The following is a 17138-nucleotide window of genomic DNA, read 5'->3' as shown; positions in this document are numbered from 1 at the left end:
TGAAATCAGTCAGAATAGTCGTTTTTGGTTAGTATTTGCTAGAGACAGCATTTAAAAAAAGATCACGAAGCATTAAGTTATAATAAATTTAGTTGTATTTATCGAGCTCATCCAACAATCACCCGAACGACAAAAATGCTAAAGGAATCATACAGAATGGAAATCAAAAGAACTGTTTTCATTATCACCTCGGTAGCAATATTATCCGGTTGTGCCGTAAACAAACCAACCGAGCAATCAAGCTCGTATGCTGGTTCGAAGATGATTGAATCCGAAGAATCCAGACCTAACCAAAGGCGGGCCTATGAAAATGACTCTGAGAACACGAGGCGTATTGTAATTTACGACGCGTCGATAAAAATCGTAGTTAAGATTCCGGATTCGACAAACGTAAAGTTGGCAGAAACAGCCCTTAAGTATGACGGCTATGTGCAGACCCTCGGAAACAAAAAATCGATTCTTAGGGTGAAATCTGACAAACTCCAAAGCGCAATCGCTGACATTTCATCGCTTGGAAAAGTTAAGGACAAGACTATTTCAGGAAACGACGTGACAGATCAGTTTGTAGACTATCAAATCCGCCTAGACAATGCGAGAAATGCAAGAAAAAGGTATTTGGAGTTGTTGGCGAGAGCCGAAACAGTAGAGGCGGCATTGAAGGTGGAAAAGGAATTAGAACGATTGAATGGGGATATTGACTCATTGGAAGGAAAAATCACACAGCTAAAGCACCTGTCAGAATATTCGACCATAACAGTTTTAATGGAGGAAAAAGTTAAACCCGGCATCTTGGGTTACATCGGAATAGGACTCTATGAATCAGTAAAATGGATTTTTGTTCGGAATTGAAATAAATAGGTTTAAAACACCATGACATCCTTTCCCGATATCGTTCATCAACCTGAAGGAGTAACAATTTCCAAAATACGACAGAAAGGAAAAAGCCAGCCGTTTCGCAACGACTGGCTTTTCTTTTTTTGATTGTCACCGATCAACTGCCTTTTGGCAGCACGTTGGAAATCAGGGAAACCTTTTCAATCGGCTCGGAGGCATTGGAATATATCCGGATCACGGAATTCTGTTTCCCGAGCTTGCCTGCGGAGTTGAAGACTACTTTCAGTTCTCCTGTCGCTCCGGGCGCAATGGCCTGCTTGGGCCAGTTTGGCGCCGTACAGCCGCAGGTGACGGCTACGTTCTGGATCAGAAGCGGGGCATCGCCAGTGTTTTTGAACACGAACGTATGCTCTACCTTGTCGCCTTGGGTGATGTCGCCAAAATCTCTGGCTTTTTCCTGAAACTCAATCACAGGGCCTGTGCCTTGTGCCATGAGCGCCTGACCCGCAAACGCCAAGCTAACCAACAGAAGTAAAATGGACTTTTTCATAGGGATTAAGTTAAGTTTGGTTTTCTGTTTCGTTGTAATTAATGTAAAATCTGGGATGAAAGTTCACCATGAACAACTCTTTTCGCGCCCTGGTCATCGCTGTATACAGCCATCGAAGGAAGTCGGAGTTGACCTGTTCCTCGGTCAGGTAGCCTTGGTCCACAAAAACCGCCTCCCACTGTCCCCCTTGGGCCTTGTGACAGGTGAGGGCATAGGCAAACTTGACCTGTAAGGCCGAAAGATAAGAATCTTTTTTAATCAATTCCATCCTTTCGTTTTTGTCGGCCACATCGGCATAATCTGCACTTACCTGCTGGTAAAGCGATCGAAACTGCTCCGAAGTCAATGAGGGGCCATCGGAATAGAGGGTATCTAAAAGCACTTTAGCTTCGAAATAGGGCTCATCCGGGTAGTCCACCATCCGCAGTTCCAAGGTAGCAAATCTGAAGCCATACATTTCCTCGAATGACCTCACCTTCATGATTTCCACAAAATCCCCGTTGGCGATGAAGCTTACCCGCTCGGACTCGGCCATGTAGAGGTAGTTGTTTTTGACGACCATCAGAAAGTCGCCCGCCGCGAGTTCATCGTCATGAAAATGGATACTCCGGCGGATGTATTGGTTGTACTGTACGGCGGCCTTGTTGGAGCGGGTTATGACTATGGCTTGCTCAATTCCGTATTTCTCGTAGGCATAGCGCAGTCCGTCCTCAAGCCTTTCACCTGTCATTTTATAAAAATCCTTGAATCCCAAGGTCTGCATCCGTATAGCCGGTTTCGCTTGATACATCTCGTTCCTCAGCTTGGTGGCGTTGAAAAGAATTCCCGAATCCAACTGTTGCCGCATGACCTCGCGGAGTTCCGTCTCGGTCACGCTGAGTCCAAAATGCCGCTTGAGATAGCCCCCATCCAATCCAGGGCTGAGCGAACTCCCCACCGGTGGCAGCTGCGCCATATCGCCCACCATCACGAGGCTGTTGCTGGGTTCCTGGAGTACAAAACGTATCAAATCGCGCAAAAGCGACCTACCGCCGAATGACTCATCTGAAATCATCGAGGCCTCATCGACGATGAAAACCGTATTTTTGGAGTAGTTCTTTTGCAAAACAAATCCCGCGCCACCGTCTCCCAATTCTCCTTTGGGCTTGTATATAATCTTATGGATGGTAAAGGCGGATCGAAGGCTGTAGTTGCCCATGACCTTGGCGGCCCTGCCCGTCGGCGCCAAGAGTAGCGACTTGAGTTTAATTTTGGGAAGGGTTTTGACCAACGCGGAAACCAAGGAAGTTTTTCCCGTACCCGCATAGCCCTTAAGCAGGAAAATCCGGCCGCCACTTGCTTCCACGGTAAGATAATCATTCATCCTCCTAAAAAACTCCATTTGCCCTTGGGTAGGCTCGTGTGGAAAATTTCTTTTCAGCAGTCGCAAGGGCAGATCGGGCTCGTGCTTATCTTTAGCGTCCATCGGCTCGAATCTAGCATGACAATTTTGAAAAAGGAAATCGAGGAAAAATTTGGCGGGAGGTTACGGCTTCGGGTCAACGGCGTGCTGATTCAGGACGACCGAATTTTGATGATCAAGCATCATATGGGAGAGGGTCGGTATTTCTGGAATGTTCCCGGTGGCGGGATGAAGTTTGGCAGTTCTGTCGAAGAAAACCTACGCAGGGAGTTCTTGGAAGAAACAGGCCTTCAAGTCGAGTTGGGCCAGTTTCTCTGCAATTTCGAATTTCTGGAGCCACCACTCCATGCGGTGGAGCTGTATTTTGAGGTACATGTCATCGGAGGAAACCTGGTGAAGGGAATAGACCCCGAGTTGGCTGCAGAAAAGCAGTTGATCACCGAAATTGACTTTCTGGACATCGATAAATTGGCGTCCATCAAAAAGGAAGAAAAACACCGCCTGTTTTGGGGAATAAAATCCCTGAATGATGTGCGATTGTGGAAAGGTTATTTTAATTTTGAAAATATTTCAATAAAATAGCAACCTATTCTTAATACCATCAACCTTACCTTAAGTTCTAATCAATCCAAAAAATGACACTAACGAGAATTCTATCGATTGTATTCCTTGTTTCAGCCTTGGGCTTGGGCTATTTGCTTTACAAGAGTGTGGATGACGTCATGCAGCAGGAAAAACTCATTGCGGCGACTGAGGCACGTATCATTGAAAAGCTCCAAATGCTTAGGGATGCCCAGATCGCCTACCTTGCGTCCAATGGTCAATATGCAGGAAGTTGGGATGAGTTGAAGAAGTTCATCCAGGACGGGAAAATTTGGATTGTGCAAAGAACTGAGACCACCAAGCTTTTGGAATACGGAAAAGAAGAAATCACGGTCACACTGGACACTTTGGGTTCTGTGATGGTGATGGATTCCCTCTTCAACGAGAGGAGGTATCCAAACTTCAACTTGGAAAATCTTCACATCGTGCCAGGGTCCGGAGGAAAGCAGTTTGAGTTTTTCGCTGACAAGGTTGAAAGAACACAGAGACAAATACCCGTTTTCGAGATTCGTGACCCAGATCCGATGAATCCGAAAAGAAGGTTGAACAATAAAGAGAAAGCCCTCCGCATCGGATCAAGGACCGACTCATCTACTTCAGGCAACTGGGAGTAATCTTGGCTATAAAGGCTGTACATACGCGTCCCGAAAAAATTTATTGCGATAAATTTGATACCGCTCAGGTGTCAAATTTATCGCTTTTCTTGTTTAAGGATCACTATTTCCTGTTTGCCCGGGACATCAACGGCAAAGTGGCTGCGATCCATCAAATGACGTTCGACAACCAACGTCGGCTCCTCCAACAACTGAAAGAAGACAAATTGCTCCGGTTGGAAGTCCCCAAAAGGATCTTCCATTATGGAGAATCGTTTTCTCTTGTGCCCGGAATTTTGTTTGATGCGAGTCTGCTTTCTGTATATCTCTTCTTCGCCGAAAAGCCGAAGGAGGGCGACAAGTTGTTTCAAACCAGCCTCGAGAGCAACACACTGCACCTGGTAGGTTCGATAGACGAGGCTGTTTCGGATGCCCTGCAATCAGGCTATTCCGACACCTATTTCCACCACGGAGCGTCATGCTTTCTTTCCTATGCACTCAAGGAAAAATTCAACTTGATTGATCAGGAAATCCTGCTGGTATTGTACGATAGCTTTTTCTATTTGGCAGCTTTCTCCAAACAGGAGATTGTTCTTTTCAACCGGTTTGAGGCATACACCAAAGATGACGTGCTCCGCTACTTGATGGGAATCCTTCAACAAATGGGTTTCAACCGCAACCACTGCAGGGTGACGGTTTACGGTGATTGTGAATCGCTGGGGATTGATGAAGCCTGGGGTGAAACGTATTTTAGAAATTTCAAAATCAGCACGCCTCACCCTAACCTCCAATACTTGGAAGGAACCGAAGAATTCCAACAAAGGTCCCTTTTTGAATCTTATTGGGTACTGCCCTAACCTTAAATCTTGATGAAGAAAATCGCCGTTTTCCCCGGTTCGTTCGACCCTTTCACCAAGGGACACCATGACATCGTAATGCGGAGTCTGGAGATTTTCGATGAAGTAATCATCGGTATTGGCTACAATTCCGCGAAGAAAAACCGATACTTCGATATCGAGCTTATGGTGGAAAAAATCAAGGGCATCTACATTGGCAATGACCGTGTAAGAGTGGTTGTTTATAACGAACTTACCTCATCGCTTGCGAAAAGTGAAGGTGCCAGATTTTTGGTTCGTGGACTCCGTAACACAACTGATTTTGAGTATGAAAACACAATCAGCCAAATGAACAGAAACCTATATCCTGGATTGGAAACGGTTTTTCTGATCACCTCTCCGGAATTTGCTGCGGTAAGTTCCACGATCATTCGCGAAGTCCATCGGTACGGTGGAGATGTGACCCCCTACCTCCCTTACAGCTTGTAGGCTTTGGGGACTTTTTTCAGAAATTGCTTGTACAAATACCGGATCGAAGGATAGGAATTGACCAAGGCTGTCTTCGCTTCCTGATGCGTCATCCAGCGGATATCCTCGATACCCTCTTCCTTTTGGGGTTTCATATTGGCATCTGAGATGTTATCCATTTGAAACCAATAGGTCTTCTTCAAAATGCTCTTTCTATCCTGCGTATAGGTATGCCAGGTTTTGCAGATTTTGGAACCCAAACGCACCTTGATACCACATTCCTCTTCCACCTCTCTCAATGCACAAGCTGCGGGAGATTCGCCCTTGTCAAACTTTCCCTTTGGCAAATCCCATTTTCCCAGCCTAAAAATAAACAGCACCTTATCGTCCTTCGTCACCACCCCACCGGCTGCCTTGATGACGGTAAATCGGCTTTTGATGAATTTTTTTGTATCTTCTTTTTCCTTGCTGACCAAGGTCACCGAGTCAAGATTCTTAAGCTTTCGGGTCCTCATCAAGTACAAGAGCTTGATGATCACATCACGGGAAGGCTCGATGATCAAGACATCATCATGAAACTCCCCTGTCGCGGGAATATCGGAAGGATGGTCGTAGATTACTTCAAAAGTTCTATCTGCAGGCAATTCCTCCGGCGTGAATACGTCCAAAGGCTTGTCGTTGACAAAAATCTTCATGGCGCGGGTGTTTTGAAAGTCCCTTTTTGGCTACTGGTTGGGCCAAAAATGCATAAATTTTTTAGGCTGCACAACGGGCACCAATTTTTAATCCCCTAATTTTGGCGTATGAAAATTTTCGATCCCAAAATCGCTTCCGCCGTTGCCCAAAGGCTTCTTGAAATTGAAGCGATCCGTCTTCAACCTACCAAACCTTTCACCTGGGCTTCCGGCTGGAAATCTCCGATATATTGCGACAATAGGCTTTCGCTCTCCTACCCTGCCGTCCGTTCGTTTATCAAGCATTATCTTCAGGATGCGATACAAAAGAATTTCGCGAATATCGAAGCTGTGGCTGGAGTCGCGACAGCAGGAATCCCACAAGGGGCCCTTTTGGCTGATGCAATGAACCTGCCATTCTTGTATGTGCGGTCAAGCCCCAAAGGTCACGGAATGGAAAACATGATTGAAGGAAAGGTCACTCCGGGGCAAAAAGTTGTCGTGGTAGAGGACCTGGTATCAACAGGTGGCAGTTCCCTGAAGGCGGTCACGGACCTCAAAGCAGCCGGATTTGAAGTGCTGGGAATGGTCGCGATCTTTACCTATGGGTTTGAACTGGCGGCTGAAAATTTCGAAAAAGCAGGTGTCGAATTGGTCTGCTTGAGTGATTATTCCTCGATGTTGCCGCAGGCGATTGCCAACAATTACATAGACCAAAACACCTTGGCTTCCCTGCAAGAATGGCGGAAAAATCCTGGGGCTTGGGGAAAATAGAAGTTAGAGGTTAGAAATACGAAGTTGGAAGTTGGATAGATGGTGCTTTTCCTGCGCAGGAAGATATCAAAATCTCCTCCTTTGTTTGAAAGGCCTCAAACCCCGTGCGCGTGTCACATCCCGTACTTTTCCTCAACACCAAGCCCAAATAGGGCGAAGTCATATTTCACCGGATCATTGGGGTCAAATTCCCTCAGCCTCTCGGTCAATTCGACTGCGGTTTGCCAGTCGGTTTGTTTTCTCTCTATCAAGCCCAATTTGCGGGCAACCCGGTCTACGTGCAAGTCACAGGGACAAATCAATTGTGCCGGCTTGATTCTATGCCAAATCCCAAAATCCACTCCTTTGTCGTCCTTCCGGACCATCCAGCGAAGGAACATATTGATCCGCTTGCAAGCTGAGTTGCGTTCGGGAGTTGCGACGTGCTTTTTGGTTCTTTGTGGCGCCTCTGGCAGGTTAAAGAACAAGCGGTGAAAGTTGGTCAGTAAGGTTTTCATTTCGGCTTGCTCATCTTGCAGGCCGATGCAGAAAGCATTTTCCAAGGAATCGTTTTCCTGAAAGTACCAAGCGAAAAAACGCACAAAATACAGTAGATCGAGGTCGTTGAAGGTGCGGTGTTTGAATTTCAGCAAAGCTTTCAGATCGGCATCGGTATGGTTCAGTACAAAATCATGGGGTGCATTGTCCATCAAGCGAAGCAATTCATTGCACTTTAGGACAATGGTTTTGCGCTGACCCCAAGCGAGGGTGGCCGCGAAAAATCCAGCAATTTCAATGTCTTGTTTTTTGGAGAAATGATGTGGAATCGATATTGGATCCAAGTCAATAAATCCAGGTTGATTGAATTGTGCGACCTTTTGGTCCAAAAAATCCTTCAGATCCATCTTCAAATGGCGACACTTACCTCCCCACCTTGTATGCCATCAAACCACTTGAACTGTAATCGGTTGTCTTCCTTGCCCGACAGGTGCCAATCGAAACACTTAATCGTGGTCAATGGGGTCAAAGTATCCCTATCCGGATTGTACAGACAGATGTCAAAATCCGGTAAAAGTTTGGAATCAGTCGTATTCCATTTTTCAAGCAGCAAGCCCTCTTCCATGAATTTCACCTTGCTGCCAAAGATATGGTCCTGCAGTACCGATGGAACTCCATCTATCCTCCGGAGTTGGAAGCAAGTCGGTCCGAATACGATCTGTTTGAACGGCTTTGCTTCCAAAAGACTCTCTGCCTGTGGCAAGGGTACCCAATCCGTCATTTTGTATGACTGTTCCTCCTTACCTTTCTTCAGACCTGCCAAAAGCCGTGATATTGCGGAAAACACGTAGGTGAGCCCAATGAAGAGTATCCCAAATGTCGCAATGATCGGATAGGATATGACAAAAACGGCATTCCAGATAAAGCGAAAAAAGTAATGGAAGAAGAGGGAAATTTTTTGCATTTGGATCAATAGGAAATTTCAACCGGGAATCTAGGATTCACCGCCCGGAGTTGGTCATAAGCTGCTTTGGATAACTTGATGACCAATTTGTTGTTGTCACCTGTGTCAGGGAGTTTCCCGACCACCCTTGCGAAAATCGTAATGTCATTTTCTTCGTTGCGCACACGCATGATCGTGCCTACAGGCGCATCGCGGTGCAAGACCAGGTACTTTTTATTGTTGGCCGTACCTTCGATCACTTCCGCCAAACCGGTTTCCTTAATGTTTTTGTAAGCCGTGCTTGCATTCGGGTCGACTCGCTCCGATGAGGAAGAACTCAGCGTTGCGGAGGACTTTTCATTATTGACAATGACCGGAACGGTTGCAGTCACGACCGGTACGTTGGAGTTTGCTTCACGCCCGACTTTCAGCTTTTGACCTACTGAAATGCTATTTGACCCTAGTCCATTCCAAGAACGGATATCGTCCACAGAGCTGTTGTATTTCTGGGAAATGGAGAAAAGCGTTTCCCCTTGAGCTACCGTGTGGGTAATCCAATCACCAGGAAGTTGCGCGTTGGTTGCCACCTGAGTTGGTGCGGCAGGCTTCTCTATATTCTGGTTTTGCGGTGCAGGAGTTGAAGGCCTGTTTTCGAGAGGCTGGCTTGGCTTCGGCTGTGTGGCTGCTGCAGCGGGAACTGTAGCCGAAGCTTTGGCGGAAGTTGCATTGGTACGGATTTCAAGTTTCTGCCCAACGGCAATATCAGAACCACTCAGTTTATTCCAACTAATAATATCTCCAACTGCGACATTGTATTTTTTTGAAATCGAAAACATGGTCTCCCCTTGCGCAACGGTATGGATTACCGAGCCCGCGCTTGGGGTAGTTGTGGCAGGCTGCGCAGGCTTTGGCGTAGCGGGCGCGGGGGTTGGAGTGGTTGCTTTGGGCGTATAGGGGATCCTGATGCGTTGACCAATTTTGAGTCCCTCAGATAAGGTTGGATTGGTTTGTACCAGTTCATTTACCGTCACTTGGTATCTCCTCGATATCCCAAAAAGTGTTTCCTTCTCGTCAACTTGGTGAATGATGAAGAACTTATCGCCGACTTTTTCTATTCCTACAGAGTCCACCAAAGTGAGATCGGCGGCATTGGCAGCGAGGCTCAGCAAAATACAAAATCCCAATACAAATGTTTTTCTCATGGATTAATCGGTACTTTAAAGCGAGTGCAAAGTTCCGCTTTATTTTTTCAATTCCAAGGAAAGGACGCGCTGTGTCCGCCTTTACTTTTCGCTAACTTCACCAACGACAAACCTGCTGTTTTGATATTCGGGTTCAAAAATTCAGCTATTACCAAATACCAATACGATTCGCAACGCAGGCCAATCCGATATCACAATACCCGCTATTCAAGCCAAAAGAGTAGTCTGAATCCAAAAAAACACCAAACAGATTAATTTTATCGCCCTTTTATCCAATGAAAAATCCCCCCATATCAATATGTTATTTTTATGATTGAAATTGACTTTATTTAACACTTTATAACCTACATCAATCCATGAAAAAACGAATACTTACCCAAATGTACTTCTGGGGATTGCTGGCTTTGGTGGGGCTGATGCCCCTGCAAAGCAATCTCTTTGCCCAGCAGGTCGACATGTCACTGTTCAAAAACATGAAGGCGCGGAGCATCGGCCCCTCCGCTATGTCGGGCAGGATTACGGCGATCGATGCCGTCCATGAGAATCCCAACATCATCTACGCTGGATCTGCTTCCGGTGGACTTTGGAAATCCACATCGGGAGGGGTCACCTTCGAGCCGATTTTTGACGAAGAAAAGGTTCACTCGATAGGCGCAATTTCCATTTACCAGAAAAACCCCAACATCATCTGGGTCGGCACGGGAGAAGGCAACCCGAGAAACTCGCTCAATATGGGCGCAGGCGTATATCGTTCCCTTGACGCAGGACAGACCTGGCAGATGATCGGCTTGGAAAAAACCAAAGCCATCCACCGCATCATCGTACATCCCGACGATCCAAACACGGTATTTGTCGGAGCCATTGGTTCGCCATGGGGTGAGCAAGAAGACCGCGGCGTGTACAAGACCACGGATGGTGGGAAAACCTGGAAGAAAATCCTCTACGTCGATACCAAGACGGGCGTCGGCGAGATGATCATGGATCCCAACAATCCCAACAAGCTTTTTGTGAATATGTGGGAACACCGCAGATATCCATGGTTTTTCAAATCCGGTGGCCCATCCTCTGGACTCTATGTGACCATTGATGGCGGGGAAAACTGGAAAAAGCTGGACGATAAAAACGGCTTGCCTAAGGGCGACCTGGGCAGGATGGGATTGGCAATCTCCAAAGCCAACAGCCAAAAAGTCTATGCGCTCATCGAATCCAGCAAAAATGCGCTCTACGTCTCTGAAGACGGGGGCAACAATTTCAAAGTCATCAACGACAAGCCGGAAATCGGTGACCGACCATTCTACTACTACGAAATCTACGCTGATCCCAAAAATGCTGACAGGATCTACACCTTGTACTCAAGGGTAGGCATCAGTGAGGATGGTGGTAGATCATTCAAGGAACTGCTCTCCTACGAAGGTGTACACCCCGACCACCATGCTTGGTATATCAATCCGCATGATCCGAAGATGATGATCGATGGCAACGATGGCGGTTTGAACGTGACCCGTGACGGTGGAAAGACCTGGCTTTTTGCCGAAGGCATTCCTGTCGGACAGTGGTACCATATCAATGTGGACAACGAAATCCCCTACAACATTTACGGCGGTCTTCAAGATAACGGAAGCTGGGTAGGACCAGCCTATGTTTGGAGGCAAGATGGGATCAGAAATACCTATTGGCAGGAAATCATGTTTGGAGATGGATTTGATGTTGTATCCGACCCTGAAAACTCTCGGTTTGGCTACGCTATGTCCCAAGGTGGGAACGTAGCGAGGTTCGATAAGGAGACCAGCCACCGTCGCATTATCCGCCCAACCCATCCAGATAAAAATGTTTTCCTGAGGTTCAACTGGAATGCAGCCATTGCACAAGATCCGCACAACGCGGCAACGATCTATTACGGAAGCCAATTCCTACACAAGAGTACGGACAGGGGCGAGACTTGGGAAATCATCTCTCCCGATTTGACAACCAACGATCCCGAAAAGCAGAAGCAGCAAGAAACCGGGGGGTTGACCTATGATATCACGGGTGCCGAAAACCATACCACCATCATTGCCATTGCGCCGAGTCCGGTAGATCCAAACGTGATCTGGGTGGGAACCGACGACGGCAACGTGCAGGTGACCAAAGACGGTGGAAAAACTTGGACCAATACATCCGCCAAATTGACTGGACTACCCAAGGCAACCTGGATTCCGCAAATCCAAGCCTCCCGGTATAATGCCGGAGAAGCATGGATCATTGCCAACAACTACAGGAACAATGACTTTAGTGCCTACGCTTACCGCACCAAAAACCATGGTGCATCTTTCGAAAGGATTGCCGACGACAGCAAGGTAAGCGGGTATACGCTCTCCATTGTGCAGGATCCCGTAGAGCCGAACCTGGTTTTTCTCGGCACGGAATTCGGATTGTATGTCAGTTTCGACAATGCCAAAACCTGGAACCAATGGAGACACGGCTATCCCAATGCAGTATCGACTTACGACATGGTCATCCAGGAAAGGGAGGCTGATTTGGTGATTGGTACCTTTGGCCGTTCCATTTATGTGCTTGACAACATCCGTCCGTTGCGTGAGTTTGCCAAAAACTCCGGCAAGGCTCCAGCAGCTAAAATCACTGCCTTGCCTTCTCCCGATGCCTACCAAGCCCAAATCCATCAGCCGCACGGTGAAAGATTTGCGGCGAGCGCCAAGTATGCGGGCGAAAACAGGCCTTTTGGCGGCAGATTGGGATTCATCCTCAACGATGCCGGCAAGGAAAAACTTGACTCGGTGGTCATTTCGATCTACAATGCCGAGGGCGAGCAAATCCGCACCATCAAATCGCTACCGACTCAAGGTGTGAACCAAGTAATCTGGAATCTTGACAGAAAATCCTCCGTAGAAACGCCATCCTTCGGTGGCGGTGGCGGCGGAGGTCAGGGCGCTCGCTCCAGGGGATTCTTTGAACCAAGCGGAGGTCCCACACTGCCTGGCAAATACCGGGTTGCAATAGCCTATGGTGGAGAAAAATCAGAGACGGAAATCACCGTCCATGGTGACCCAAGAATCCAAGCTGAAATGGCCAATCTGAAGGCAAGGGAGAATTTCATCAAAGAAGTTGAATCGCTTTCAGGAGATGTGATGAAGGCTACGAGACAGCTCGATGAAGCCAAGCGCACCATCGACAAGCTGCTAGCCTATGCCAAGGATATTGACACAGAAGAAGTGAAAGCCTTGGTGAAAATGGCCAACGAGACCAAGAAGAAAGTGGACAAAACCAGGGAAGCGTTCTACGGTCCGACGATCGAAGGCCAGGGAATCACCCGTGGACTCTATCCTACGACGATGTCAAGGCTCTTCGCTCCACGAAGCTATGCGAATTCGTCATTCGGTGCCCCTGGCCCAACGGAACAGCGTCTTCTTGACCAAGCTAAGGAAAGCGCTAAGGAAGCCATGGTCGTCTGGAACGCCTTCATGGACAATGACTGGAAACCATTTGTAGAAAAAGCCCAAGCCACCCAAATCGACATCTTCAAGGAGATAGAAAAAGTGGAGATAAAATAATAAACACAAGTGTCCTGAATAAAAAACCCCGGCCAGTTTGGCCGGGGTTTTTTATTTTCCATAATGCGCTTGATAATATTGCTGATAGGCTCCTGAGGTGACATGGTCCAGCCAATCTTCGTTAGCGAGGTACCAGTCTATGGTTTTGCCGATACCTTCCTCAAACTGCAGCGAAGGTTCCCATCCGAGGTCCCGCTGGATTTTGGTAGCGTCGATCGCATAGCGCAGGTCGTGGCCCGCCCTGTCTTTGACGAAGGTGATCAGATTAGCAGAGGTACCGGCACTTCTGCCTAGTTTCTCATCCATTTTCTGGCAAAGCAACCTGACGATATCGATGTTTTTCCATTCATTAAACCCACCGATGTTGTAGGTCTCTCCAATTTTCCCTTTATGAAACACCACATCGATAGCCCGTGCATGGTCCTCCACATACAGCCAATCGCGGACATTCTCGCCTTTTCCATATACGGGCAATGGCTTATTGTTGCGGATATTGTGGATACATAGTGGGATCAGTTTTTCGGGAAATTGGTTGGGGCCGTAATTGTTGGAGCAATTGGAAATGACCGTGCGCAACTTGTAGGTATTCGCATAGGCCCGGACGAAATGGTCCGAAGAAGCCTTGGAAGCTGAATAGGGAGACTGTGGGTCGTATGCGGTGGATTCCGTGAAGAAGCCGCCATGATCCAGGGAACCATACACTTCATCCGTGGAAACATGGTAAAACAAGCGGTCATCAGCGCCTTTCCAAAAATCTTTGGCCGCATTCAGCAAGTTGACCGTCCCTATCACATTGGTTTTCACAAAAGCTAAGGGATCAGAAATCGAGCGATCTACATGGGATTCGGCAGCCAAGTGAATTACGTCGGTAACTGAGTGTCTCCCAAAAGCCTCTTTGAGGCCGTTGGTATCAAGGATATCTACCTTCTCGAAAATATAATTCGGTGCATTTTCCACGTCCCGAAGGTTCTCCAAATTGCCTGCATATGTGAGACAATCAAGATTGATGATTCGATAATCGGGATATTTATTGACAAAAAGCCTTACCACATGGGAACCGATAAAGCCGGCCCCTCCGGTAATGAGGATGTTTCTTTTCATGCAAACAAATGTCGGAGAATTATCCCAAAAGGAAGTATGCTATGCTATTTTCCGTAAAAATCTCGGTACCAAGAGACAAATTTCGCAACACCTTCCTCCACAGGCGTGTTGGGCTTGTAACCCGTATCCCGAATCAAGTCCGATACGTCGGCATACGTGGCGGGAACGTCACCCATCTGCAATGGAAGCATGTTTTTCTCGGCTGTTTTCCCGATCGCCTTCTCCAAAGCGCCGATATAATCCATCAATTCCACCGGCTTGGAATTGCCGATATTGTAAACCTTAAACGGCGCATAGGAAGACCCTGGATCCGGGTTGTCGCCTGACCACTCTGGGTTAGGTTTCGCAGGTCGGTCAGCAACACGGACGATGCCTTCCACGATATCGTCGATGTAGGTGAAATCCCTTTTCATCTTTCCGTGGTTGAACACATCAATCGGCTTGTCGGCCAACATAGCCTCTATAAACAGGAACAATGCCATATCTGGTCTTCCCCAAGGCCCATAAACAGTAAAGAACCTCAATCCGGTGGTTGGGATACCAAAAAGATGGCTGTAGGTGTGTGCCATCAGTTCGTTGGACTTTTTGGTCGCGGCATAAAGACTGACTGGGTGGTCAATATTGTGGGTCGTGGCGAACGGCATCTTGGTATTCGCACCATATACCGAACTGGACGATGCATACACCAAATGCTTGATCTTAAACGCACGGCATGCTTCGAGAATATTCAAGAATGCTTGAATATTGGCCGTTATGTAGGCATCCGGATTGGTGAGGGAGTATCTTACGCCCGCTTGGGCCGCCAAATTGATCACAACATCGATTCCTTCTTTTTCAAAAACTTCGGTGAGTGCTTTCTTGTTGGCCAAATCCAACTTGTAAAAAGTGTATGCGGGGTACTTCGTTGATTTGACGGCTTGGTTCTCCTGGATTTTGGACTTCTCTATACCGCAATGCTCCAATCTCCGGTATTTCAAATTCACGTCATAATAATCATTGATGTTGTCGACGCCTACTACTGCGTCACCCCTATTGAGCAAATACTGAGCAACATGAAAACCAATAAATCCGGCCGTACCGGTAACAAGAAATTTCATTTGGATGCGGTTAAAATCAAACGCTAAAAAACAAATTAAATTCCAAATTGTATAAACCGGACTTACTTTTTGTCCAAAAAACTATCAGACCTTTTGCGTTTTTTCGATTCCCAGTAGTTTTCGGTAATTTTCTTCTATCAATTGATGGACGTAAGGACGCTGGTATTTTTCAAAAACTTCCGCGTAAAGATTCCCTGCCAAAGTCTGCATATAATCCCTTTTCACAAAGGCAAACTCCAGTGCCTCCTTCAGGAAATCGCTGTTTTTGACTGGAAAAACCAGCCCAGTCTTTCTGTTGGTAATGATATCCGTATTGCCCATAATATCGGAACAAATCACGGGCAACTGCATCGCACCTGCTTCCAAAAGGACATTTGGAAAACCCTCCCTATGCGAGGCATGCACCAAGACATCTGCCAAGGCATAATAATGCTCCACATGGTCGGTCCATTCGATTTGTACGATACGTGGGTGATCGACGATTTTCTTGTATATCTCCTCTGAAATCGGGTTCAATTCTTGTTCAAAAGAACCCAAAAGCACCAACTTTGCACGATCTGAAATCTTTGAGTTCAAGAAGGCTGTCACCAATTCCTCGATTCCTTTGTCTTTGACCAGCCTGCCAACAGCCAGGATGATGAAGTCATTTTCTCCGGGCATGATGCGCATCGTAGCTGCCACGAGGTGGTTTTCCTTCAAATTATCACGATTGAATCGGGAAAAATCGACTCCGTTGGAAGAACCTTCGCCAATGACGCTGAGCTTATCCTCGGCACACAATGCCTCTTTGACGATAAAATCTTTCAAAGCCGGGGAATTTGGCCATACTTGGGTAGCGTTGGCGTAGGTCTTTTTTTCCGCCCATACCAACAGACCTTTTTTGTTTTTTCCAGCTGCCATTAGCGGCAGTCCGGCGACTGTGTGAATCCTTACCGGAACTCCGGCCAACTTTGCAGCCCACATGCCTAAAAGTCCCGCCTTGGGGGTATGTGTATGGACGATGTCGGGCTTTTCTTCCTTGAACAAATTGTAAAGTTTCCAAAGGCAAATCATATCCTGCCAAGGCGTGATCTGCCTTGTCAAAGGGACAACGCGGTGTTCTACACCCTCCCTTTTGACCACGTCGCGGACTTCTTTGCCGTCAGCGCTGATAGCCAAGACATCCCACCCGTTCTCTTTCATGTATTTCAATTGCCCGGCAAGAAGCAATTTCAAAGAAATGGGGACGGTCGTGATACGGATAAGTTTTGGCATACAGCTTTTTGTGTTTTGACGGCCAAAGTTAACCTTTTATTGTTTTGATGTCACTGAAAATTCGACGATTGGAGTGCGGAACTTTCACACAGTGCCACAAGTACGCTAGTCGCCATCCTCCAATTGGAAAATCTCTTCCACGCCGACATCAAAAACTTTGGCAATCTTCAGCGCCAGTACTGTTGAGGGCACGTATTTGCCCGCCTCGATCGAGTTGACCGTCTGCCGGGAGACCTGAATCCGTTCGGCCAAATCCTGTTGGGTCATGTCCTTTTTTGCCCGTTCCACCTTAAGGGAATTCTTCATCACCTTCCGACATTAAGCCAAGAGAAGGTTCTTTTGCTGGTTCATCAGCACCCAGCGAAACCTGAGAATAAAGAAAACCTGTAGCGAAAACATATTGTATCCCATGAAGAGTAGATAGTCGAAGCTATAAAAGACCAAGGTCCCGACGATGGAAATCATTGAATAAAGGTAAAAAGCCAACAGCAGGCTGTCCAGGCGCAGTTTTTGGATGTACTCGTCTTCGATTTTTTCTTTCGAGAAAGCAATCAAAAACAGCGATATAAACGTGCCCACATAGGCGATTTCGTAGGTAAAATTCTCGTCCGGAGTGTTGAATCCATCAGCATCCTTGCGGAATCCATTCCAGGTAAGCCATGACAATTCAAATTCATAAACGCCGGAAAGCACCAGCAATAGGGCAAATGGCAGGAAAAGCGCCAGACCCACAAACTTCAGCGGATAGGGCAGGAGGAATTTAGTCAACATGATTTTAGGAT

At 47.0% G+C, this 17138-nt stretch carries 18 protein-coding genes; 7 read left to right on the top strand and 11 right to left on the bottom strand.

Annotation, left to right across the window (positions count from 1 at the left end; translation table 11 throughout):
* The first annotated feature begins 156 nt into the window (after positions 1-156).
* Entirely contained in the window at positions 157-849 is a 693-nt protein-coding gene (locus C943_RS08055; RefSeq protein ID WP_008626348.1) for a DUF4349 domain-containing protein, read from the top strand.
* A 142-nt stretch (positions 850-991) separates the two neighbouring features.
* Here C943_RS08055 and C943_RS08050 read toward each other — a convergent pair whose 3' ends face one another.
* Both C943_RS08050 and C943_RS08045 read right to left on the bottom strand, forming a co-directional pair.
* Positions 992-1384 (bottom strand): DUF1573 domain-containing protein, encoded by a 393-nt coding sequence (locus C943_RS08050; protein ID WP_008626334.1) that lies wholly within the window; start codon positions 1382-1384, stop codon positions 992-994.
* Between the two features lie 10 nt (positions 1385-1394).
* On the bottom strand, positions 1395-2849 hold the full coding sequence (locus C943_RS08045; protein WP_040479643.1) for an ATP-dependent DNA helicase: 1455 nt from the start codon (positions 2847-2849) through the stop codon (positions 1395-1397).
* 15 nt (positions 2850-2864) lie between these two features.
* On the opposite strand from C943_RS08045, the gene C943_RS08040 reads away from it, so the two are divergent.
* The 4 genes from C943_RS08040 (at position 2865) to coaD (ending at position 5307) form a co-directional block, all read left to right on the top strand.
* Complete coding sequence (locus tag C943_RS08040) at positions 2865-3368, top strand: NUDIX domain-containing protein (protein WP_008626330.1); 504 nt, start codon at positions 2865-2867, stop codon at positions 3366-3368.
* 53 nt (positions 3369-3421) lie between these two features.
* The gene (locus C943_RS08035; RefSeq protein ID WP_008626327.1) at positions 3422-4003 is read left to right on the top strand and encodes a hypothetical protein; all 582 of its coding nucleotides are present in this window, start codon (positions 3422-3424) and stop codon (positions 4001-4003) included.
* A gap of 68 nt (positions 4004-4071) precedes the next feature.
* Entirely contained in the window at positions 4072-4839 is a 768-nt protein-coding gene (locus C943_RS08030) for a DUF3822 family protein (protein ID WP_342664142.1), read from the top strand.
* A 12-nt stretch (positions 4840-4851) separates the two neighbouring features.
* Complete coding sequence (gene coaD, locus C943_RS08025) at positions 4852-5307, top strand: pantetheine-phosphate adenylyltransferase (RefSeq protein ID WP_008626322.1); 456 nt, start codon at positions 4852-4854, stop codon at positions 5305-5307.
* Here the strand turns inward: coaD and C943_RS08020 are convergent.
* Positions 5295-5981 (bottom strand): NUDIX hydrolase, encoded by a 687-nt coding sequence (locus tag C943_RS08020; RefSeq protein WP_008626320.1) that lies wholly within the window; start codon positions 5979-5981, stop codon positions 5295-5297. The genes coaD and C943_RS08020 overlap by 13 nt on opposite strands.
* Positions 5982-6089: 108 nt before the next feature.
* Here C943_RS08020 and pyrE point away from each other — a divergent pair, with 108 nt between their 5' ends.
* Positions 6090-6734 (top strand): orotate phosphoribosyltransferase, encoded by a 645-nt coding sequence (gene pyrE / locus C943_RS08015; RefSeq protein ID WP_008626317.1) that lies wholly within the window; start codon positions 6090-6092, stop codon positions 6732-6734.
* Between the two features lie 113 nt (positions 6735-6847).
* On the opposite strand, the gene C943_RS08010 is transcribed toward pyrE, so the two are convergent.
* The 3 genes from C943_RS08010 to C943_RS08000 are packed head-to-tail and all read right to left on the bottom strand — an operon-like array spanning position 6848 to position 9356.
* A complete protein-coding gene (locus C943_RS08010) occupies positions 6848-7618 on the bottom strand; it encodes a TIGR02757 family protein (protein WP_008626312.1) in 771 nt (256 codons plus the stop codon).
* A gap of 2 nt (positions 7619-7620) precedes the next feature.
* Positions 7621-8175 (bottom strand): hypothetical protein, encoded by a 555-nt coding sequence (locus tag C943_RS08005; RefSeq protein ID WP_040479836.1) that lies wholly within the window; start codon positions 8173-8175, stop codon positions 7621-7623.
* A gap of 5 nt (positions 8176-8180) precedes the next feature.
* Positions 8181-9356 (bottom strand): LysM peptidoglycan-binding domain-containing protein, encoded by a 1176-nt coding sequence (locus tag C943_RS08000; RefSeq protein ID WP_008626308.1) that lies wholly within the window; start codon positions 9354-9356, stop codon positions 8181-8183.
* Between the two features lie 380 nt (positions 9357-9736).
* On the opposite strand from C943_RS08000, the gene C943_RS07990 reads away from it, so the two are divergent.
* A complete protein-coding gene (locus C943_RS07990; protein ID WP_008626304.1) occupies positions 9737-12904 on the top strand; it encodes a VPS10 domain-containing protein in 3168 nt (1055 codons plus the stop codon).
* A 51-nt stretch (positions 12905-12955) separates the two neighbouring features.
* Here the strand turns inward: C943_RS07990 and rfbB are convergent, their stop codons facing one another.
* From rfbB to C943_RS21360, 5 genes are all read right to left on the bottom strand, one after another.
* Positions 12956-14005, bottom strand: coding sequence for a dTDP-glucose 4,6-dehydratase (rfbB, locus tag C943_RS07985; protein ID WP_008626302.1), 1050 nt, complete (start codon positions 14003-14005; stop codon positions 12956-12958).
* 44 nt (positions 14006-14049) lie between these two features.
* Positions 14050-15102, bottom strand: a complete 1053-nt coding sequence (locus C943_RS07980) for an NAD-dependent epimerase (RefSeq protein ID WP_008626300.1) — start codon at positions 15100-15102, stop codon at positions 14050-14052.
* Positions 15103-15186: 84 nt separating this feature from the next.
* Entirely contained in the window at positions 15187-16356 is a 1170-nt protein-coding gene (locus C943_RS07975; protein WP_008626298.1) for a glycosyltransferase family 4 protein, read from the bottom strand.
* A 105-nt stretch (positions 16357-16461) separates the two neighbouring features.
* On the bottom strand, positions 16462-16662 hold the full coding sequence (locus C943_RS07970; protein ID WP_040479635.1) for a helix-turn-helix transcriptional regulator: 201 nt from the start codon (positions 16660-16662) through the stop codon (positions 16462-16464).
* A gap of 12 nt (positions 16663-16674) precedes the next feature.
* Complete coding sequence (locus tag C943_RS21360) at positions 16675-17127, bottom strand: hypothetical protein (protein ID WP_008626293.1); 453 nt, start codon at positions 17125-17127, stop codon at positions 16675-16677.
* Between the last annotated feature and the right edge of the window lie 11 nt (positions 17128-17138).

The sequence above is a fragment of the Mariniradius saccharolyticus AK6 genome, from assembly GCF_000330725.2.
GTDB classification, from domain to species: Bacteria; Bacteroidota; Bacteroidia; order Cytophagales; family Cyclobacteriaceae; genus Mariniradius; species Mariniradius saccharolyticus.
This window is presented reverse-complemented; position numbering and strand designations above follow the sequence as displayed.